General features: G+C 73.7%; 11 protein-coding genes. 8 read left to right on the plus strand and 3 right to left on the minus strand.

Annotation, left to right across the window (positions count from 1 at the left end; genetic code table 11):
* Positions 1-8 precede the first annotated feature (8 nt).
* Both ABZX02_RS30290 and ABZX02_RS30295 read right to left on the minus strand, forming a co-directional pair.
* Positions 9-4,499: an amino acid adenylation domain-containing protein gene (locus ABZX02_RS30290; RefSeq protein WP_355303093.1), complete on the minus strand. Its 4,491-nt coding sequence runs from the start codon at positions 4,497-4,499 to the stop codon at positions 9-11.
* On the minus strand, positions 4,496-9,139 hold the full coding sequence (locus ABZX02_RS30295) for an amino acid adenylation domain-containing protein (protein WP_355303095.1): 4,644 nt from the start codon (positions 9,137-9,139) through the stop codon (positions 4,496-4,498). Before ABZX02_RS30295 ends, ABZX02_RS30290 begins: the two co-directional genes overlap by 4 nt.
* 192 nt (positions 9,140-9,331) lie before the next feature.
* Here ABZX02_RS30295 and ABZX02_RS30300 point away from each other — a divergent pair, with 192 nt between their 5' ends.
* The 3 genes from ABZX02_RS30300 to ABZX02_RS30310 are packed head-to-tail and all read left to right on the plus strand — an operon-like array spanning position 9,332 to position 12,857.
* The gene (locus ABZX02_RS30300) at positions 9,332-10,372 is read left to right on the plus strand and encodes a TauD/TfdA family dioxygenase (protein ID WP_355303097.1); all 1,041 of its coding nucleotides are present in this window, start codon (positions 9,332-9,334) and stop codon (positions 10,370-10,372) included.
* Entirely contained in the window at positions 10,369-12,084 is a 1,716-nt protein-coding gene (locus ABZX02_RS30305; RefSeq protein ID WP_355303099.1) for a non-ribosomal peptide synthetase, read from the plus strand. The genes ABZX02_RS30300 and ABZX02_RS30305 overlap by 4 nt, the downstream gene beginning before the upstream one ends.
* Positions 12,085-12,092: 8 nt before the next feature.
* The gene (locus ABZX02_RS30310) at positions 12,093-12,857 is read left to right on the plus strand and encodes an alpha/beta fold hydrolase (RefSeq protein WP_355303101.1); all 765 of its coding nucleotides are present in this window, start codon (positions 12,093-12,095) and stop codon (positions 12,855-12,857) included.
* A 172-nt stretch (positions 12,858-13,029) separates the two neighbouring features.
* Here ABZX02_RS30310 and ABZX02_RS30315 read toward each other — a convergent pair whose 3' ends face one another.
* Positions 13,030-15,861, minus strand: a complete 2,832-nt coding sequence (locus ABZX02_RS30315) for a BTAD domain-containing putative transcriptional regulator (RefSeq protein ID WP_355303103.1) — start codon at positions 15,859-15,861, stop codon at positions 13,030-13,032.
* Positions 15,862-16,008: 147 nt separating this feature from the next.
* On the opposite strand from ABZX02_RS30315, the gene ABZX02_RS30320 reads away from it, so the two are divergent.
* The 5 genes from ABZX02_RS30320 (at position 16,009) to ABZX02_RS30340 (ending at position 20,412) form a co-directional block, all read left to right on the plus strand.
* Positions 16,009-16,365 (plus strand): nuclear transport factor 2 family protein, encoded by a 357-nt coding sequence (locus ABZX02_RS30320; protein ID WP_355303105.1) that lies wholly within the window; start codon positions 16,009-16,011, stop codon positions 16,363-16,365.
* 100 nt (positions 16,366-16,465) lie between these two features.
* Positions 16,466-16,903, plus strand: coding sequence for a cobalamin B12-binding domain-containing protein (locus ABZX02_RS30325; protein ID WP_355303107.1), 438 nt, complete (start codon positions 16,466-16,468; stop codon positions 16,901-16,903).
* Positions 16,900-18,132, plus strand: a complete 1,233-nt coding sequence (locus ABZX02_RS30330; protein WP_355303109.1) for a methylaspartate mutase — start codon at positions 16,900-16,902, stop codon at positions 18,130-18,132. Before ABZX02_RS30325 ends, ABZX02_RS30330 begins: the two co-directional genes overlap by 4 nt.
* Before the next feature lie 28 nt (positions 18,133-18,160).
* Positions 18,161-19,153, plus strand: a complete 993-nt coding sequence (locus ABZX02_RS30335) for an asparagine synthetase A (protein WP_355303111.1) — start codon at positions 18,161-18,163, stop codon at positions 19,151-19,153.
* The gene (locus ABZX02_RS30340; RefSeq protein WP_355303113.1) at positions 19,150-20,412 is read left to right on the plus strand and encodes a glutamate synthase-related protein; all 1,263 of its coding nucleotides are present in this window, start codon (positions 19,150-19,152) and stop codon (positions 20,410-20,412) included. Before ABZX02_RS30335 ends, ABZX02_RS30340 begins: the two co-directional genes overlap by 4 nt.
* Positions 20,413-20,606: the final 194 nt, after the last annotated feature.

The raw sequence follows: 20,606 nt of genomic DNA on the forward strand, positions 1-20,606 counted from the left end.
AACGGGGGCTAGCGGGCGAATGCCGGGACCCGCAGGTCCGCGTCGCCTGCCAGCACGTGCAGCGCCTCGACGTAGGCGTCGGCGTAGGAGTCGGCGACGGCGTCGGGGACGACGGAGGGCAGGTGGTCGACGGCGAGGAGCACGCGTGCCGACGACGGGTCCTGCACCAGGGCGGCGCCGAGCGCGAAGTTGGTCGGCTCGTAGCGCATGGTCGGCTCGCAGCCGATCCGGTCGTCGAGCAGCTTCGTCGGCGAGTCGGCGAGCCTGCCCAGCGAGTGGAAGCGCAGGAAGGCGAAGCAGGCCTCCAGCCGGGTGTCGGCGAGGTGGCGGGCGATGCGGGCGAACGGCATCCGGCGGTGGGGCAGCATCGCCGCCTCGGCCTGGTGCATCGCCCTGATCAGGCCGGCGCCGATCTCGGCGAGGTCGACCACCAGCGGGACGGTGTTGAGGAAGAGGCCGTACGCCTCGGTGCCGCCGTCGGTCTCCAGCCGGCCGTTGACCGACAGGCCGGTGACGAAGCGCTCCAGGCCGGTGATCCGGTGCAGCGCGGTGACGTGCGCGGCGAGGCCGACGGTCTTCACCGTGACGCCGTGGCGCCGGGCGGTGTCGCGCAACAGGTCGTCGGCGCCGGGGATGACGCGCTCGATCGTGCGCGGGATCTCGGGGTCCTCGAGCTCCGGTGGTCCGCTCGACCAGACCGCGCCGCTGGCACCGTCCAGTGTGGACTTCCAGTACCGCTCGCTGTCCTGGGAGGCTTGGGCTTCGCGTTCGACGGCGACGAACTCGCGGAAGGTCGACCGGGGCAGCGGCAGCGGTTCCGCGCCGGGATCGGCCGAGAGAGCGCTGTGCCGTTCGAGGATCTCCGCGAGCAGCGAGGTGAAGCTCCAGCCGTCCAGGATGGCGTGGTGCTCGGCGACGGTGAGCTGGAAGGCGTCGTCGGCGAGGTGCTGCGCGGTGACCCGGAACAGCGGGGCGGTGCGCAGGTCGAACCGCGCGGCGACGTTGTCGTCGAACACCTCGGCGACCGCGGCGTCCTGCTCGTCGGTGCTCAGCCCGCGCAGGTCGGTGACGTGCACGGGGATCGGCGCCTCGGCGTGCACCAGCTGCAGCGGCTCGCTGTAGCGGGACACGTCGAGGGTGGTCCGCAGGACGGGGTGGCGGGTCATGGCGTCCCCGACGGCCCGGCGCAGCGCGGTCTCGTCGAGCGTGCCGGCGACCCGGTAGCTGTTGACGTTGTGATAGCCGCCCGCGTCGTCGGACAGCTCCATGTGGAAGATCATCGCCATCTGCATGGCGACCATCGGGTAGGCGTCCACGACGTCGGCGGGCAGCACCGCTCTGTCCTCTTCGGACACCAGGTCGAACGGCGCCGACTGCGTGGCCGGACCGGCGAGGGACTTCAGCAGCGGCCCGAGCTCGGCGGGCGTCGGCGCGCCGAACAGGTCCGGCAGCGACAGCGTCCAGCCGAGCCGGCGCAGCTTCCCGGCGAGGTGGACGGCGCGGATGGAGTCGCCGCCCAGGTGGAAGAAGTTGTCCCTCGCGCCCACCCCGTCGACACCGAGGACGTCGGCGTAGACCTCGGCGAGCGCGCGCTCCTGAGGGGTCGAGGGAGCGACGTGCGCGTCGACGTCGCGCACCGAACCGAGGTCGGGCGCGGGCAGCGCGGCCCGGTCGACCTTGCCGTTGACGGTCAGCGGGACCACCGCGAGCACGGTCGCCGTAGCCGGGATCATGTGCTCCGGCAACGTCTCCGCGAGGAACGCGCGCAGCTCGGCGTACGACGGCGCGGTGCCGTCGACCGTGACGTAGGCGGCGAGCCTGTCGTCGTGCACCGTCACCACGCACGACGTGACCGCCGGGTGGTCGGTGACGGCGTTCTCGACCTCGCCGAGCTCGATGCGGAACCCGCGCACCTTGACCTGGTCGTCGCAGCGCCCCACGTACTCGAGCCCGCCACCGGGCAACCGCCGAGCCACGTCCCCGGTCCGGTAGAGCCGGCCGCCGGGCACGACGCCGTACGGGTCCGGCAGGAACCGCCGCGCGGTGAGCGCGGGCCGCCCCCAGTAGCCGTTGGCGAGCGACCCGCCCCCGATGTAGAGCTCGCCGGCGACACCGACGGGGCACGGCTGGAGCCGGTCGTCGAGCACCAGCGCCGACAGGTGCGGCATGGGCTCGCCGATCAGGCTGCGTCCGAACGCCGCGGCGTCCGGCACGTCCAGCGTGGTGACGTGCACCGTCGTCTCGGTGATGCCGTAGAGGTTGCACAGCACCGCGGGCGGGCAGTGCTCCAACGCGAACCAGCGCTGCACCACGGCGGGGTCGAGCGCCTCGCCGCCGAGCATCACCGACCGCAGCTCCGGCAACGGCAGCGGCCAAGACCGCAACACACCCTCGAGCGTCCGCAACGCCGACGGCGTGAGGCACAGCCGCGTGACACCTTCGGTGGTCAGCAGGTCCGCGAACGCCTCGGGCGAACGGCTGACGACCCTGGGCACCACGACGAGCCGTCCGCCGTGGTGCAGTGGCCCCCACAGCTCCCAGACCGTCCAGTCGAAGGCGTAGGAGTGGAACAGCGTCCACACGTCGGTCTCAGCGAACTCGAAGTGCTCGTGGCCGGACCGCATCAGCCTGCCGACGTGCTCGTGCGAGACGGCGACGCCCTTCGGCCGGCCGGTCGAGCCGGAGGTGAAGATGATGTAGGCGAGGTCGGCCGGGCCGACCTCGGTTGCCGGCCGGTGTTCTGGGGCTTCGTCGAGCCGCGGGTCGGCGAGGTAGTCGTCGGTGATGACGACGGTGACGCCGGTGTCCGCGAAGACGAAGTCGGCGCGGTCTTGCGGGGTGGCGAGGTCGACGGGCACGTAGGCGGCGCCGGCCTTGAGGACGCCGAGGATGGCGGTGACGACCCGTTCGCCGCGCTCCAGCAGCACGCCGACCCGGTCGCCCCGGCGGACGCCGTCGGCGGCGAGGGTGTGGGCGACTCGGTTGGCGGCGGCGTCGAGTTCGGAGTAGGTCCAGGAGCGGTCGCCGTGGGTGAGGGCTGGGCGGTCGGGGTGGGCGTCGGCGGCGGCTTCGAAGGCTCGGTGCAGGGGGAGGGGAGCGCCACCGGTCGGGAGCAACTGCTCGACGGACCGCCCTGCGGGCGACATCGCCTGCGACTCCGAACCGGCCGGGACGGCTCGCGGTTGGTCGGCGCGCGGCGGCGCCAGTGCCTCCGCCCTCTCCTCCGCACTCAGCGGGCTCAAGCGCCACAACGGTTCCTGCGGCGCGTCCAACGCCGCGGCGAGCAGGGTGCGCCAGTGGCCCACCATGCGCCGCACGGTCGACCGGTCGAACAGGTCGCCGGCGTACTCCACCTCCCCGCGCAGCTCGCCGTCGTCGAACGTCGACCAGGTCAGGTCGAACTTGCTGGTGCCGTTGTGGTGCATGCGGCGGGTCGCGGTGGCCGCGCCGAAGCGCAGTGGCGCGGGGTCCTCGGCGTGCGCGCCGAAGACGACCTGCACCAACGGCGCGTGCCGGGCGGTGCGCTCCAGTGCCAGCGCGTCGACCACCTCGTCGAACGGCACGTCGAGGTAGGCGTAGGCGTCGAAGGCCGCGTCGCGGACCTGCTCCACCAGGTCGGCGAAGGTGGCGGCGGGGTCGATGGTCACCCGCAGGGCGACGATGTTGACGAAGTAGCCGACGACATCGGCCAGTTCGGGGCGGTCGCGGGTGGTGACCGGGGTGCCGACCACCAGGTCTCTGGCGCCGGTGTAGCGGTGCAGCAGCGCGGCGAACGCGGCCAGCTGCACCACGAACGGCGTCGCGCCGAGGTCTGCGGCGAGGTCCTGGACTCGGGCGGCGGTGCCCGGAGCCAGGCCGAAGAGTTCGGTGCCGCCGGCGAATGTGCGGCTGAGCGGACGCGGGCGGTCGGTGGGCAGGGTCAGCTCGGCGGGGGCGCCGGCGAGCCGGTCGGTCCAGTAGGCCAGGGAGTCCTCAGTGGACACCGCGACCTCGGCGAACGGGGCCAGCGGGACCAGTTCGGGGGAGCGGTCCTCGGCCAGGGCGTTGTAGACCTCGGCCAGCTCGCGCTCGAACACCCCGGCCGACCAGCCGTCCCACACGATGTGGTGCACGACCAGCACGAGCGTGTCCGCCACCCCGGGCCCGGTCGCGAAGGTGGCCCGCAGCAGCGGTCCCTCGGCCAGGTCGAAGCCGGCGCGGGTCTCGCGGTCCAGCACCGACCGCAGCTCGTCCGGCCCGTCCACGACGACCGACGAGAACGGCAGCCGCACCTCGTCCCGGACCGTCCGAAGAGGACCGTCGGCGCCGAGGTCGAACGTGGTGCGCAGGGCCTCGTGGCGTTCGACCAGCGCGAGCAGTGCGCGGTGCAGCACACCGGCGTCCACGGCGCCGTCGAACGAGAAGACCCACGGCACGAGGTAGGCGGGCGATCCCGGGTTCCAGCGGTCCATGAACCACAGACCGCGCTGCAGGCCGGAGACCGGCGTCGGGGTGCTCACTGTGCTGCTCCAGTCGTCTCGAGCGTGCGGGCGAGGGCGCTGACGGTCCGCGCGGTGAACACCTGCCGGGGCAGGACGCGGGACCCGGTCGCGCTGGACAGGTGCATCGCGACCCGCACGGCGGCCAGGGAGTTGCCGCCGACGCGGAAGAAGTTGTCGTCCGGGCCGACCTCGGCGAGGCCGAGCACCTCGGCCCACACCCGCGCCACCAGGCGTTCGGCGTCCGTCGTGGCCCGGCCGCCGGTCGGTGCGGCCGCGGTCTCGGACGGCGCGGGCAGCGCGGCCCGGTCGAGCTTTCCGTTGGCGGTCAGGGGAAGCGCGTCGAGCACGGTCACGCTGGACGGCAGCATGTAGTCGGGCAGCAGGCCCGCCAGGAAGTCATGCACGCCGGCGAGGTCCGGGACGACGTCGCCGCGGGCGGTGACGTAGGCGGCGAGCCACGGCTGACCGGGCACGGGCTCGTGGGCCACGACGGCGCAGTCGCCGACCGCCGTCCAGCCCGCGAGGACGGTGGCCACCTCGCCGGGCTCCACCCGGAACCCGCGGATCTTGACCTGGTCGTCGGCGCGGCCGGTGATGGCCAGCGTGCCGTCGGGGTTCCAGCCGCCGATGTCGCCGGTGCGGTACATCCGCGACCCCGGCGCGCCGAGCGGGTCGGGCAGGAAGCGGCCTGCGGTGATCCCCGGCTGGGCGACGTAGCCCAGCGCGAGGCCCGCGCCGGTCACCCAGATCTCGCCCTGCTCGGTGCCGCCGACCGGCTGCAGCTTGTCGTCGAGGACGCGGACGCCCTTGTGCGCCACCGCCCGGCCGATCGGCACGGCCGAACTCGGGTCGATCGAGCCCACGTCGTGCGTGGTGGTGAACCCCATGCTCTCCACCGGGCCGTAGCCGTTCACGACCCGCACGTGCGGGTACCGCCGCGCGAGGCGGGCGATGTGCGCGGCCGAGGCGCGCTCGCCGCCGGTGAACGCCACCCGCAGGCCGGCGAACACCTCCGGCAGCTCGTCGACCAGGAAGTTGAACAGGCTCGACGACAGCTGCAGCTGCGTCACCCCTTGCCGCGCCACCAGTTCGGCCATCGTCTGCGGGTCGGGCCGCTGGCCGGGGTGCAGCACGCAGGTCCCGCCGAACAGCAGGGCGCCGTAGAGCTCCAGGCCGAACGCGTCCCACGACACTGGCGAGCACTGCAGCCAGACCTCGTCCGGGCCGAACCCGGCGTAGTCCTGACCGCTGTAGGTCGCCGCGAGCGCCCGGTGCGTGGCCGCGACGCCCTTGGGACGTCCGGTGGAACCGGAGGTGTACATGACGCACGCGACGGCGTCGGCGTCGAGCGCGACCTCGAAGTCGTCGCCGGAGCCGTCCGCGGCGGCCACCGTGTCGGCGGTGACGACCAGCCGCACGCCGGCGTCGGCGACCACCTGGTCCTGGCGCGCCGCGGGGAGGTCGGGGTCGAGCAACGTGTACGCGGCACCGGACTTCAACACGGCGAGCAGCGCCACGACCAGCGCGGTGTCCCGGGGGATCCGGACCGCCACCACGTCACCGGGCCGGACCCCGAGCGCGGCGAGGTGCCGGGCCACGCGGTCGGCGGCGGCGTCGAGCTCCGCGTAGGTCAGCGACTCCGCGCCCGACACCAGGGCGGTCGCGTCCGGCGTCCGCCCGGCCTGCGCGGCGATGCGGACGTGCACGGGGGTGTCGATGTCGACCGGTCCGGCCGCGACGGGCAGCTCCGCGTCGACGTCGGCGACCAGCTCCTCGACCACCGAACGCCACTGCGCGCCCAGCTGCGCGGCGGTGGCCGCGTCGAACAGGTCGGCGGCGTACTCGACGCGGCCGTGCAGCCCGACTCCGTCGTCCTCGACGGACCAGGACAGGTCGAACCGGGAGAACTCGTTGGAGTGCAACCGCTTCTCGACGGTGACGGCGCCGTACGGGGCGGTCCCGGCGTCGGCGGTGTGCATCTCGAACACGAGCTGGAACAGGGGAGTGCCGCCGCCGTCGCGTTCGCCGGAGGTCGCGGCGACGATCTCCTCGAACGGCACGCCCTGGTGGCGGAAGCCGTCCAGCGCCACCGACCGCACGTGGTCGAGCAGGTCGCGGCCGGTCAGCTCCTCGCCGTCGGGCCGGAAGCGCAGCGGGACGAGGTTGATGAAGTAGCCGACGAGCGCGTCGAGCTCGGCGCGGTCGCGGACGCTGACCGGCGTGCCGATCACCACGTCGTCGATCCCGCGCCGCCGGTGCGCCTCGACGAGGGCGGCCAGCAGCACGAGGTACGGGGTGGCGCCGGCCGCGCGGGCGAGCGAGCGCACACCCTCGGCCAGCTCGGGGTCGAACGCGAACGGCAGGACCCCGCCGCGTCCGGTGCCGGCGCTCCCGTCGTGGTCGGGCCGGATCGCGGGCGCGGACGGCGCACCGCGCAGGTGCTCGACCCAGTAGTCCACATCGGACTCGATGGAGTCCTCTGTGGACCAGCGGGCGTAGTCGCGGTACTGGACGGCCAGCTCGGGCAGACGGGGTGCGCGGCCTTCGACTGCGGCCAGGTAGCACTCCCGCAGTTCGCGGTCGAGCACCCGCAGCGACCCCTCGTCCCAGACGATGTGGTGCACGACGAGCACGAGGGTCGCCTCGTGCTCGTCGGTGTGGACCAGGCGGGCGCGCAGCAGCGGCCCCTCGGCCAGGTCGAACGGGAGCTGCGCCACGACGGCGACCTGCTCCTCCAACTCCGCGCGGACCTCGGTGAACGGCACCTCGACGCGGTCGTGGACGACCAGCACCGGCGCGAGATCCGCGTCCGTGCCGACGGTCGAGCGCAGCGCGTCGTGCCGGTCGGCCACCGCTTGGAGGGCCTGGCGCAGCGCGGCCGGGTCGAGCGGGCCGGAGAAGTGGAACAGCCACGGCACGTTGTAGACCGAGCCGCCGGGTTCCCAGCACTCCCGCAGCCACAGGCCGCGCTGGAACCGCGACAACGGCGCGGGGGCGCCGGGCCGGGCGACCGGACCGGGCCGGGCGGGCGTCGAGCCGGCCCGCAGCGCGGCGGCGAACCCGGCGAGCGTGGGCGCCTCGAAGACCAGGTAGGGCGAGACCGGTCCGAACGCCTCGAACACGCGGCTCGCGACCCGGACGGCGGTCAGCGAGTCGCCGCCGAGGTGGAAGAAGTTGTCGTGCGGGCCGACCCGGCGGACGCCGAGGACGTCGGCCCAGATGCCGGCGAGCAGCTGCTCGGTGTGGTCGCGGGGCGCGTCGTCGACGTCGGCGACGGGCTCGGTGGCGGCCGGTGCGGGCAGCGCGGCGCGGTCGACCTTGCCGCCGTCGGTGAGGGGCAGCCGGTCGAGCGCGGTGACCGAGGCGGGGACCATGTGCGCGGGCAGCCGCCGGGCGAGGAAGTCGCGCACCTCGGCGGTGTCGGCGTCACCAGTGACGTAGGCGGCCAGGCCGGTGCCGTGCGGGACGACCGCGCACGTCTCCACGGCCGGGTGGGCGGCGAGGACGTGCTGCACCTCGCCCAGCTCGACCCGGTACCCGCGGACCTTGACCTGGTCGTCGCCGCGGCCGACGAAGTCGAGCACGCCGTCGGCGCCGCGGCGCACGGTGTCGCCCGTGCGGTACATGCGCGATCCCGGCGGGCCGGACGGGTCCGGCAGGAAGCGCGCGGCCGTCAGGGCGGCGCTGCCGAGGTAGCCGACGGCCAGCTCGGGGCCACCCAGGAACAGCTCGCCCTCGTCGCTCGGACGCAGGCCGTCGAGGACGTGCGCGCGCCGCCCGCCGACCGGCGTGCCGATCGGCACGGACCCGGTCTCGCCGCCCGTCTCGTGCGCGGTCGCGGTGATGACGGTCTCGGTGGGGCCGTAGGCGTTGAACAGCCGCACCCCGGTGCGTCGCGTCCACTCGGCCGCGGCGGCGGGGGAGAGCCGGTCGCTGCCGGAGATCATGGTGCGCAACGACGGCGGCACCCGGTCCAGCGCGGCGGTGAAGTCGTGGAAGTAGCCCGCGGGCAGGTTGGCGACGGAGACCCGTTCGTCCTCGATGAGGCCGAGCAGCTCGTCGACCGACAGCAGTCGGCGTTCGGGCAGCACCAGGCACGCGCCGGTGGTGAGCGCCGTCAGCACCTGCTCGACGGCGACGTCGACGGACGGGCCGGCGAGCTGCAGCACCACGTCCTCGCCGGTGATCCCGAAGCGCTCGGCGATCGCCGGCACGTGCGCCGCAAGCGCCCGGTGGTCGACCGCGACGCCCTTGGGGCGGCCGGTCGTGCCCGAGGTGTAGATGAGGTAGGCCAGGCCGGCGGTCGCGCCGCGGGCGGCGATCCCGGTCCGGCGCACGGCGCCGTCCTCGACGATCAGGGCCGCGCCGGCGTCCCCGACCATGTCCCGCGTGCGTCCGACGGGGGCCTCGGGGTCGAGGGGCAGGTAGACGCCGCCGGCCCGCCACACGGCGAGCATCGCGGTCACGTAGTCGGACCGCGACCGGCTGCGCACCGCGACGACACCGCCGGGCGACAGCCCCGCGGCCGCGAGTTCCGCTGCCAGCCCGCCCGCCAGCCGGTCGAGCTCGGCGTAGCCGGTCGACCTCCCCCCGGATCGCACCGCGGTGCGATCCGGTGCGGCGGTCGCGATGCGGCCGACCTCCTCGTGCAGCGACATGTCACCCTCCGGATCGGTGTGCGCGGTGGACGTTCGAGTCGAAAGCTAGGCGCGCGCTGAGGGCCGGAACGGCAGGTCGAGCGGCACTTTTGCGGAAGCCCGCACCTGCCCCAGCAGCTGCCGCACCGCCTGCCGCACAACGGTTCGCGGCCTCCCTAGCGTCGGCACCACGACAGCAGAGAGGAAAGTGCGATGAGCCCCACCGCTTTGTCAGGTACGGCGCCGTTGGTGGTCACGATCGAGCCCGGCGCGCCCGCCACCGTCGACGCCGAGAACGTGCACACGATCGAGCAGGCCACGGAGTGGTTGCGGGCCAACGCCGACGCCCTGCGCGACCTGCTGCACGAGCACAGCTCGGTGTACGTGCGCGGCCTGCCGGTGCACGACGTCGACGCGTTCGGCCTCGTGCGCGACACGCTCATGCCCGAGCGCACCCCCTACCGCGAGAAGGCCACCCCGCGCAGCGACTTCGGCAACGGCGTCTTCTCGTCCACGGATCTGCCCGCCGCGCAGGCGATCCACATGCACAACGAGAACAGCTACACGCTGACCTTCCCCGGCCTGCTCATGTTCGCCTGCCTGATCGCCCCGCCCGAGGGCGGCGCGACCCCGGTGGCCGACTGCCGCAAGGTCCTCGCGTCGCTGCCGGCCGAGCTCGTGGCCAAGATGCGCAAGGTCGGCTGGCTGCTCAACCGCAGCTACTCCGAGCACATCTCCACGTCGTGGCAGACCGCGTTCGCCGCGACCACGAAGGAGGAGGTCGAGGCGTACGGCGCGGAGAACCTGGTGTCCTGCGACTGGCAGTCCGACGGCCACCTGCGCACCACCCAGCTGCGCCCCGGCATCATCTCGCACCCGGTCACGGGCGCGGAGGTGTGGTTCAACCACATGGCGTTCTGGAACGAGTGGGCGCTCGACGAGGAGCTGCGCGACGCGCTGGTCGACGAGTTCGGCGTCGAGGACCTGCCGTTCAACACCGCCTTCGGCGACGGCACTGTGCTCAGCCGCGAGGAGCTCGCCACCATCCAGGCCGCCTACGACGCCGCCACCACCCGGCGCCGCTGGGGGCGTGGCGACCTGCTCCTGGTCGACAACATCCTGTCCACGCACGGCCGGGACCCGTTCCGCGGCGACCGCAAGATCGTCGTCGCCATGGGCGAGCCGGTCTCCGTGCTGGACTGCGCGCCCACCGTCGCCCCGTCGGCCACCCCGGTGAGCGGAGGCGACCGATGACGGGCCGGGACCTGCTGTCCCGCTTCCACGACGTCGTGCGGACCGCGCCCGAACGGGTCGCCGTGCGCGACACCGGCGGTGCGCTGACGTTCGCCGAGCTGGAGGCCCGCACGGCCGCGCTGGCCGCCGTGCTGACCGAGCGCGGTGTGGTGCGCGGAGACCGCGTCGGCGTGAGCGTGCCGCGCGGCAACGGACTCCTCGTCGCGCTGCTCGCGGTGTGGCGGGCTGGGGCGGCGTACGTGCCGCTCGACCCCGCCTACCCGGCGGACCGGCTGGCGCACATGGCGGGCGACGCCGAGGTGCGCACGACCGTGACGCCGGACGACGTGGCCGGTGCCACCGCGGTGGGCACAACATCTGTCGCGGATGACTCGGCCGTCTTCGTCTCTGGCGCGTTCGCCGACGTCGAGGTGTCGGCCGACGACGCCGCGTACGTCATCTACACCTCCGGTTCCACCGGTCTGCCCAAGGGCGTGCTGGCCACCCGCGGCGGTGTCGCGTCCCTTGTGGACGGACTGGCGCAGATGGCCGTGTACGCGGCCGAACCCTCCGTCGTGGCGTGGAACGCGAGCGCGTCCTTCGACGCGTCCGTGCAGCAGTGGGCGCGGGTCTGCCGCGGCGACACGATCGTCGTCCTGGAGGACGCGCACCGCACCGAGCCCGCCAAGCTCTCCGCGTGGCTGGACGAGTGCGGGGTGTCCGATGTGGACATGACACCGACGCACTGGGAGATGCTGCGCGAGCACCTGCTGCCCGGACGTGCCGACGGCAGGCGGCTGCGCCTGTTCATCGGCGGCGAGCCGATCAGCGTGCCGGTGTGGCGGGAGCTGGCCGCCGCCGACACCGTGGAGGCGTTCAACCTCTACGGCCCGACCGAGACCACCGTCGACGCGACGGTCGCCGTGGTCGCGGGCGAGCACCCGAGCATCGGCGACCCGTTGCCCGGCAACCGGCTCCTGGTCCTCGACACGGCGTTGCGCGAGGTCCCGGACGGCGAGATCGGCGAGCTGCACATCGCCGGACCGCGCGTGACCCAGGGTTACCTCGGCCGCGCCGGCCTGACCGCCTCCCGCTTCCTGCCGGACCCCTCCGGCGCGCCGGGTGAGCGCATGTACCGCACCGGCGACCTGGTGCGCCGCACCGCGGACGGCCTGCTCGAGTTCCACGGCCGCGCCGACCGCCAGGTGAAGATCCGCGGTCACCGGGTGGAGTTGGGCGAGATCGAGACCGTCGTGCGGTCGTCCCCGGCCGTCTCCGCCGCTGCCGTCGTCGTCCGCGACGACCTGGGCGGTCAGCCCGTGGCCTACTACGTGCCGTCGGGCCTGGAGGGAGCCGAGAAGCTCCGCGAGCACGCCGCGGCCTCCCTGCCGGAGGTCATGGTGCCGGCCGCGTTCGTCGAGGTCGCCGCACTCCCGCTGACCCCGGGAGGAAAGCTCGACACCGCCGCCCTGCCCGCACCGCCGGCCCAGACCGGTACCGCTCCGGAGGGCGAGTTCGAGCAGTTCATCGCCCAGGTGTGGGCCGAGGTCCTCGGCCGCGACGCGGTGAACGCCGACGACGACTTCTTCGCCCTCGGCGGCCACTCCCTGGTCGCGCTGCGGGTGGTGTCGAAGGTGAAGAAGACCTTCGGCCTCAAGATGTCCACGAAGGACGTCTACCGCCACCCCCGCCTGACCGACCTGGCCAGGCACGTCGAATCCCTGCGCGTCTAGGAGGTCCGGTGGACAACATCGACAACGTGGTGGTCCGCCCCCGCCGCAAGCCGGAGGCCACGCGGTCGCTGGTGTGCCTCGGGTTCTGCGGCGGTGGCGCCGGCCCGTACCTGCCCTGGGCCGACGTCCTGCCGGACGACGTGGAGCTCGCCGCGATCTGCTACCCGGGCCGCGACGGCCGGTTCCTGGAGGACCACGCCGAGGACTGGCAGGCGCTCGCCACCGACGCCACCGCGGCCGTGCTGGCGGCGGCCACCCGCCCGTACGTCCTCTTCGGACACAGCATGGGCGGGTGGATGGCGTTCGACGTCGCCGCCCGCATCGAGCAGGCGGGCGGCCGCCGCCCCGACGCCCTGGTGGTGTCGTCGGCGAACGCGCCGAGCCGGGGACTGACGCCCCGCGACATGTTCCCCGCGCAGAGCGACACCGACGAGGGCCTGCTCACGTGGATGACGGTCAACGGGCTGCTCGCGGACTACGTCCTCGGCAACGAGGAGCTCAAGGAGATGGCGCTCGAGCTCATGCGCGCCGACATCCGCGTCCGCGACACGTTCGCCTACACCGGCGGGACCACGGTCGGGGTGCCGCTGCAGGTGCTGACGGGAGCCGACGACGACGTGATCGTCGCGGACACGGCGGCGCAGTGGCGGGCGCTGGCCGGGGGCGAGTACCGGCACGTCGAGCTGCCGGGCGGGCACTTCTACACCGAGGAGGTTTGGCGGTCGCTGCCTCGGTTCATCCCGGCGCTGGAGACCGTCGCCGCCGGGGTGTGACCGGGAGGGCGTCCGGGACGAGGGGAACGGGGTGTGCGGCCGCCACCCCGTCGACCTCGTTGCGCTCGTTGGGGAGGACGAACCCGGATCGCGGTGGTTCGCCCGCGAAGCTCTGGCGTCCCACCCGTCGCGCTCGCTCACCCCGCCCGCGAAGGTTCCCGGCGCGACCGCCTCACCCTGCCGCGACCAGCGTGTGGCCGTCGGCCACCGGTAACACCGCCAGCTCCGCGCGGATCGTCGTCGCCGTTCTGTGGTCCAGTATTCGCTCGCGCACCGCGAGCGCCTCCTCCAGGTACGCGCGCGCCTCGCCGTACCGGCCGGCCGCCGCGCTCACCTGGCCCAGGTTGCGCAGCAGCTGCCCCTCGCCGATCACGTCACGGGTGTCGCGGACCATGTCGAGCACGCGCCGCATGGTCTCGGTCGCGGCGGCGTGCTCGCCCGCCATCGCCTGGACCTGGCCGATGCGGTTGAGCGTGCGCGCCGCGCCGCCCGTGTAGCCGACGGCCTCGTGCACCGCCATCGCCTCGGCGAGGTCGGTGCGGGCCCGCGCGATCTCGCCGTCGCCCGCCAGGATGAAGGCACGCTGGGTCAGGACGATCGCGCGGCCCACGATGTCGTCGACCTCGGTGAAGCCCGCGAGCGAGCGGTCGTACAGGTGCAGCGCGGTGGTGTCGTCGCCGGTGTTGCGGGCGATCAGCGCGAGGTCGCGGTGGCACAGGGCGAGGCCGTGGACGTCGCCCAACTCCTCGAACAGCTCCACGGCCGGGAGCAGGGCGTCGCGGGAGGCGTCGAGACGGCCTCGGTTGATGTGCAACGTGCCGAGCGAGCTCAGGACCGCCGCGGTGCCTCGGGTGTTGCCCGCCGCGCGGACGGCGGCCAGGGCGTCGGCGTGGGTCCGTTCCCAGTCGTCGAGGTAGCCGCGCGACTCGAACAGGGTCACCGACGTGACGGCCAGGTCCCAGCACAGTTCGTGCAGCCCCGCGGCGGCCGCCTGCTGCACGGCCGCGCACAGGTTCGCGAGCTCGCCGTCCATCCACTCCAGCGCGTCGGCGGGCTCGGACGCGGGTCGCCAGCGCGGCGCGGTGCCGTGCAGGACGGTGTAGTCGCCGCCGTAGATGTCCTTGTGCGCCTGCTCGGCCAGCGCGAGCCATCCGCCGAGCAGGCGGGACATCGCGGCGGCGCGGTCGCCGGCGGGGATCTCCTCCACCGCCTTCTCGCGGGCGAACAGGCGCAGCATGTCGTGGTAGCGGTAGCGGAACTCGCCGGTCGGCTCCACCGAGACCACGTCGAGCACCTGCACGTCCACCAGCGGTTCGAGCAGGTCCGACGGGAACGGGCGGTCGTCGTCGAGGACCGCGCCCGCGGCCCAGCCGGGGATGACAGGCCCCTCGGCGAGGCCCAGCAGCCCGAACAGCAACCGGGAGCGGCGGTCCAGGCCGTCGTGGGTCAGCGCGAGGCTCGCGCGGATGGTCAGCTCGCCGTGCGCGAGCTCGTCGAGGCGGTGCCGTTCGCTCGCGAGGCGGTGCACCATCGACGCGAACGTCCAGTGCGGCCGCGCGGCCAGCCGGGCCGCGATGATCCGCAACGCCAGCGGCAGCCCGCCGACGGTGCGCACCAGCGCCGCGGCGGCCTCCGGTTCGCGCGCCACCCGGTGCTCCCCGACGACGAGGCCCAGCAGCCGCAGCGACTGCTCGGTGTCGAGGACGTCCAGCTCGACCTGGCGGGCACCGGGCAGACCGGTCAGCCGCGTCCGGCTCGTCACCACCACCGCGCACGTGCTGCTGCCCGGCAGCAGCGGCAGGACCTGGCCCTCGCTCGCGGCGTCGTCGAGCACGACCAGGACCCGCCGGTCCGCGAGCAGCGTCCGGTACATCTCGAGCCGCGCGTCGACGCCGTCCGGGATCACCGGCCCGGGAATCCCCAGCGCCAGCAGGAAACGGCCCAGCACGTCGTCCACATCGGACGGTTGGCCGGTGCCGTGCAGGTCGCAGTAGAGCTGCCCGTCGGGGAAGTGCTCCTGCGCCACCCGGTGCGCGAGGTGGGCGGCCACCGTGCTCTTGCCGACACCGGGCCGTCCGGTGATCACCACGACGCCCACGGCCGAGCGCGCCGCGTCGCCGACGAGCACGGACTCCGCGCCGCGCAACAGGGTCTCGTCGCCGACGAAGTCCGCGGTGTCGGCGGGCAGCTGCCGCGGCCGCGCGGGCCGCGAGGTGTCTTCGGTGCGCGGTGCGGGCTCGGCCTGCGGCCGGGACGGGGTCTCGCCGGCGAGGATCGCCGCCTCCAGCTCCCGCAGCCGCTCACCCGGCTCCAGCCCCAGTTCCTCGACGAGCAGGGTGCGTCCGGCGCGGTAGACGTCGAGCGCCTCCGCCTGCCGGCCGGAGCGGTGCAGCGCCAGCATCAGCAGGGCGCGCGGGCGTTCCCGCAACGGGTGTTCGTGCACGAGCCGGGTGACCTCGCCGACGAGCTGGTGGTGCTGACCGAGCTCCAGCTCCAGCTCCAGGTGGTCCTCGACGCAGGTGAGCCGGTCCTCGTCCAGCCGCAGCGCGCGGGTGCGCAGCGACCGGTTGGGGGCGCCTCCGAGGCACGGCCCCCTCCACAGCGCCGCGGCCTCCCGCAACAGCGCGGCCGCCTCGGCGGCACGGCCCTCCCTGACCAGCACACGGGCCTCGGTCGTGCGGGAGAGGAAGTCGGCGAGGTCCAGCGAGTCCCCGTTGAGCCGGAGCTCGTACCCCGGCGGCCGGGTGTCGATGACGGCGGACATGCCCGCGCCGTCGAGCGTGCGGCGCAGCCGGGAGACGCAGATCTGCACCTGGGTGCGCGCGGTGTCCGGAGGGTTCTCGTCCCACAGGGCGTCGACGAGCGTCGCGGTGCTCACGACCCGGTTCGCCTCGACCAGCAGCAGCCCGAGGATCACCTGCTGCCTGCCTGGTGGGATGCGCGCCGCGCCGCCGGGACCGTCGACCTCCACCGGGCCGAGAACCCGGAATCCACCTGGAGACATAAGCGCCCGGCCACCCTTCGAGGTCTGATATTCCCCGAGAGTAAGCACACGCTCACTGAGCAGGACAAGCCCCGGCGATAGCGTGGGGATATCGGCAGGTTGGCGGCCGGCGGCACCGTGGTGGTGCATCGCGTGAGGAGAACCGCCATGAGCACCGCCGCAGGCGCCGACCACGTCCGCCTCTCGTACCACTACCTCGACGAGGGGGACCTGGACGGCTACGCCTCCCTGCTGCACCCGGACATGCAGCTCAAACGCTGTGACGCGCCCCCGGGACACGGCCGCGACCACACCGTCGAGCTGCTCACCGCCCTGCGCGGCCGCCACCACATCCACAAGCTGGTGGCGGACAAGGACACCGTGGTCGTGGTCGGCCGCTACACCCCGCCCCCGGACGCGGAGTGCGCCACCCCGTCGGAGTTCGCCGACGTCGTCACCCTGTCCGACGAGGGGCTTTTGCTCTGCAGCAGACGCTTCTACTACGTCGATCCGCCTTCCCGATAGCGCCAACTGCCGGAAGGCTGCCGTCGGCGCTGCCTGGAGGCGCGGGGCGCGGCTCCTACGTTCGGGACAGGGAAACACCCGCGACAGAGGAGCTCGCCCCATGGAGTTGGACGCCGCCCGGCAGGACACAGCCCGCCTGGACATCGTGGTCTCCGGGCTCGCCTCCGACGCGCACACCTGGAACCTCGTGTACCTGCAGCTGGTGCTGGAGGAGATGGGACACCGCGTGACCAACCTCGGCGCGTGCGTCCCCGACGGGCTGCTCACGTCCACGTGTGGACAGGCGGCGCCGGACCTCGTCGTGCTCAGCAGCGTGAACGGGCACGGCTTCCAGGACGCCCGGCGCGTCATCGGACCGCTGCGCGCGCGGCTCGCGAGCACCCCGGTCGTCGTCGGCGGCAAGCTCGGCGTGGACGGCGCGGGCGGTCGTGCGGCGGCGTTGCTGGCCGCCGGCTTCGACGCGGTGTTCGAGGACGCCGACGCGATCACGTCGTTCCGCCGCTACGTCGACCGGCTCGCGGCGGGGGTGCGGTCGTGACCGGTGGCTCGTTCGGCGACATCGTCGCCCGCGCCGCCGCCGCGGGCGAACTGGTGGTGCAGCCCAGGATGGGCGTCGCCGGCCCGGCCGCGATGCGCGCCGGACTCACCGCCGTGCGGGAGGCCGGGGTGCGGGCGGCGGGCACGATCACCGTGGACAGCTTCACGCGCGTGGGAGACCACCTCGCGGTGCGCCGGGCGTTGGCCGCCGGTGCCGAGCTGAACGGCTACCCGATCGCCGCCCACTCGCCCGAGACGACCCGGTCGGTGCTGGACGGGGTGCACGGACCGGAGTTCCCGGTCCAGGTGCGCCACGGCTCGGCGTGCCCGCAGAAGATCGTGGCGGCCCTGCTGGCCGCCGGTCTGCACGCGACGGAGGGCGGCCCGCTGTCGTACTGCCTGCCCTACAGCCGCGTCCCGGTCGCCGAGTCGGTGCGCGCGTGGGCCGAGTCGTGCCTGCTGCTGTCCGACGCCCGCGAGCGCGGTGCCCGGCCGCACCTCGAGTCGTTCGGCGGCTGCATGATGGGCCAGCTGTGCCCGCCGAGCCTGCTCGTGGCGATCAGCGTGCTGGAGGGCCTGTTCTTCCGCCAGCACGGGATCGACAGCATGTCGCTGAGCTACGCCCAGCAGACCGACCCGGACCAGGACGCCGAGGCCGTCGCCGCACTGCGCACCCTCGCCGCCGAACACCTGTCCGACGTGGACTGGCACGTCGTGCTCTACACCTACATGGGCGTGTTCCCGCGCACCCCGCGCGGCGCGACCGCCCTGCTGGAACGCTCGGCGGAACTGGCCGTGCGCACCGGCGCCGAGCGGCTGATCGTCAAGACGACGGCGGAGGCGCACCGCATCCCGACCGTCGCGGAGAACGTCGCCGCGCTGGTGACCGCCAGTGCCGCGGCCGCGCACGCCGCGCCGGGCGGCCCCGTCGACGACACCGGCGTGCTCGCCGAGGCCCGCGCACTCGTGGACGCCGTGCTCGACCTCGCACCCGACGTCGGCATCGCCCTGGTCCGCGCGGTCGAGCGCGGCTACCTCGACGTGCCCTTCTGCCTGCACCAGGACAACGCCGGCCGCACGCGGGCGTTCGTGGACGGCGACGGGCGGCTGCAGTGGTCGCGCACCGGAGCCCTGCCGCTGCCCGCCGACCGCGCCGTCCCCGCCGCCGACTTCACCGCCGACGAGCTGCTGCGCTCGCTCACCCACGTCGAGCGCGCCTTCGACCGCTGACCCCGCCCGTCCCCAAGGAGTGACCACGATGGACACCACCACCCCGGCGCCGGCGGACCCGCGCGCCCACCTCACCTCGGCCACCACCCGCGCGGTGCTGCGCGTGCAGCACCGCGTGCTCGACGCCGTGCGCGAGCACCTGGCCGGGCAGGGCTTCACCGAGATGCTCCCGCCGGTCATCGGTCCGGTCACCGACCCCGGCGCGCGCGGTGCCAAGCAGGTCGACGTCGACTACTACGGCCACCGCTACAAGCTGATGACGAGCGCCATCCTCTACAAGCAGGCGTCGCTGACCGCGTTCGACCGCATCTTCTGCATCGCGCCGAACGTGCGCCTTGAACCGTTGGAGACGAGCTCGACCAGCCGCCACCTCGCGGAGTTCCACCAGATCGACGTCGAGGTGGCCGGCGCCTCCCGCGACGACGCGACGCGGGTGGCCGAGAACCTCGTCGGGCACGTCGTGCGGCGGGTCGTCGAGCGCTGCGCCGCTGAGCTCGAGGTGCTGGGCCGCGACCCGGACGCGTTCGCGGACCTGTTGTCCGGCCGCGCCTTCGAACGCCGCACGCACGCCGCCGCCGTCGCCGACCTGCACGGGTTCGGCCACGACCAGAACCCCGACGCCGAGATCGACTGGGCGGGGGAGGCGCTGCTGTCGGCCAAGGCCAGCAGGCCGTTCTTCGTCACCGACTACCCGAAGGGCTCGCGCGGCTTCTACGACCGCGAGAACCCGGAGAACCCCGGCCGGCTGCTCAACTTCGACCTGCTGGCGCCCGAGGGCTACGGCGAACTGTGCAGCGGCAGCGAACGCGAGCACGAGTACGCGGCGATCGTCGCCCGGATGCGCGAGACGGGGGAGAACCCGGCGAAGTACGCCTGGTACCTGAAGATGGTGCGCGAGGGCGTCCCGTCGAGCGCGGGCTTCGGCATCGGCCTGGAGAGGCTGGTCCGCTACCTGTGCGGCCTGGACGCCGTGTGGCAGGCCAGCGCGTTCCCGAAGATCCCCGGCGTGGTGTCCCCGTGACCGCCGTGCACGCCGAGACGTTCCCGGAAGCGGCCGTCCGGGAACGCGCCCGCACCGGCGCGGCGGCGGCGTTCCCACCCCTGTCCGACTACGGCAGCGCGTTGCTGGGCGAGCCGCAGGCCCCCTCGTCTCCCGACGCGCTCGACGCCACCCGCCTGGTCCCGCCGGTGTTCATGCCGCTGCGCCTGGAGAAGCTCATCGACCTGGCCCGCGAACCACTGCACAACGACGTGGACCTGGCGACCACCATCGGCGGCTTCGCCGCACACCTGCCGCTGTACCTGTCGGCCTTCGGCTCGACCCGCGCAGTGGGCACCGACCTGGGCCTCGCCGCCGCCGCGCAGGCGGGCGCCCTGGGCATCCCGATGGTCATCGGCGAGAACGTCGTCCCGGTGGACGGCTACTCGGGCGAACGATCACTGCTCGCGAGGATCACGGCCTACGCCGACCACGCCCCGACCGGCGTGGGCGGCGTCGTGATCCAGCAGAGCACGGAGGACGCCGACGCCGAGGTCTGGAACCGCGTCTACAGCGACCCGGCAACCCGCCCGCTGCTCGAGTCGGGACGGCTCGGCTTCGAACTGAAGGTCGGCCAGGGCGCCAAACCGGGCCTGGGAGGCCTGACCGTGGTGGACCGCGCGCAGGCACACCGCCTGGCCGACCAGTTCGCCCTGGAACCACTGATCGACCCGTCGGGGGACCGGGTGCTGCGCTGCGCGAGCCCTGGCACGTTCACCGAGGAGATCCTGCGACAGCAGGTCCGCCTGATGCGCAACAACTACCCGCGCGCACGGGTCTGGGTGAAGCTGCCACCGGGCCGTGACGTGGCCGCGGCGGCGGACGTGGCGTGGCAGGCGGGCGCGGACGCGGTCACCGTGGACGGCGCCGAGGGCGGCAGCGGCTGGGCCCCCACCACATCACTCGCAGGCGTCGGCCTCCCGCTGGCAGAGTGCTTGCGCCGCATGGGTTCCCCACGCGGCTGCCTGCTGGTGTCGGGCCGGATCTGGGAGGGCCTGCGGGCCGTGAAGTGCCTGGCCGCCGGAGCCACCGCCACCGGTCTCGGCCGGGCAGCGCTGCTCGCGGTCGACGAGGACCGCCACGCGGGCCTGACCCGCCTGGTGGAGGCGCTTACGTTGGAGCTGCGCCTGCTGATCAGCGCGCTGGGCAAGTACCACCCGGCCGCACTGTCCACTGAGGACCTGTGGTCGCCGGCGGGCTGGCCGGTTCCGGCGGCCTCGATGGCGGGGGCCAGGGGCTAGCACCCACGCACGGAGAGGACCCGCCCGAACGACGTGGGCGGGTCCTCTGCGCGTCAGCCAATGGCGAAGCCGAGGCATATGAGCACTGGATGTCGGGTCAGTGGTGGTGACGCAACCACGACGGCGATTGGGGCTTGACTTTGGGTGCGAGGCCTTAAACTTGACCACTCGGCCGGGCTTCACAGACCGGCCTT

Origin of the sequence: Lentzea sp. NPDC003310 (assembly GCF_040610935.1) — a bacterium.
Classification (GTDB): domain Bacteria; phylum Actinomycetota; class Actinomycetes; order Mycobacteriales; family Pseudonocardiaceae; genus Lentzea.

Bases quoted from the DNA above. Each gene is read 5' to 3' on its own strand.
- ABZX02_RS30295 (WP_355303095.1), bottom strand. From the start codon at position 9,139: ATGTCGCTGCACGAGGAGGTCGGCCGCATCGCGACCGCCGCACCGGAT.
- ABZX02_RS30300 (WP_355303097.1), top strand. From the start codon at position 9,332: ATGAGCCCCACCGCTTTGTCAGGTACGGCGCCGTTGGTGGTCACGATC.
- ABZX02_RS30305 (WP_355303099.1), top strand. From the start codon at position 10,369: ATGACGGGCCGGGACCTGCTGTCCCGCTTCCACGACGTCGTGCGGACC.
- ABZX02_RS30315 (WP_355303103.1), bottom strand. From the start codon at position 15,861: ATGTCTCCAGGTGGATTCCGGGTTCTCGGCCCGGTGGAGGTCGACGGT.
- ABZX02_RS30320 (WP_355303105.1), top strand. From the start codon at position 16,009: ATGAGCACCGCCGCAGGCGCCGACCACGTCCGCCTCTCGTACCACTAC.
- ABZX02_RS30325 (WP_355303107.1), top strand. From the start codon at position 16,466: ATGGAGTTGGACGCCGCCCGGCAGGACACAGCCCGCCTGGACATCGTG.
- ABZX02_RS30335 (WP_355303111.1), top strand. From the start codon at position 18,161: ATGGACACCACCACCCCGGCGCCGGCGGACCCGCGCGCCCACCTCACC.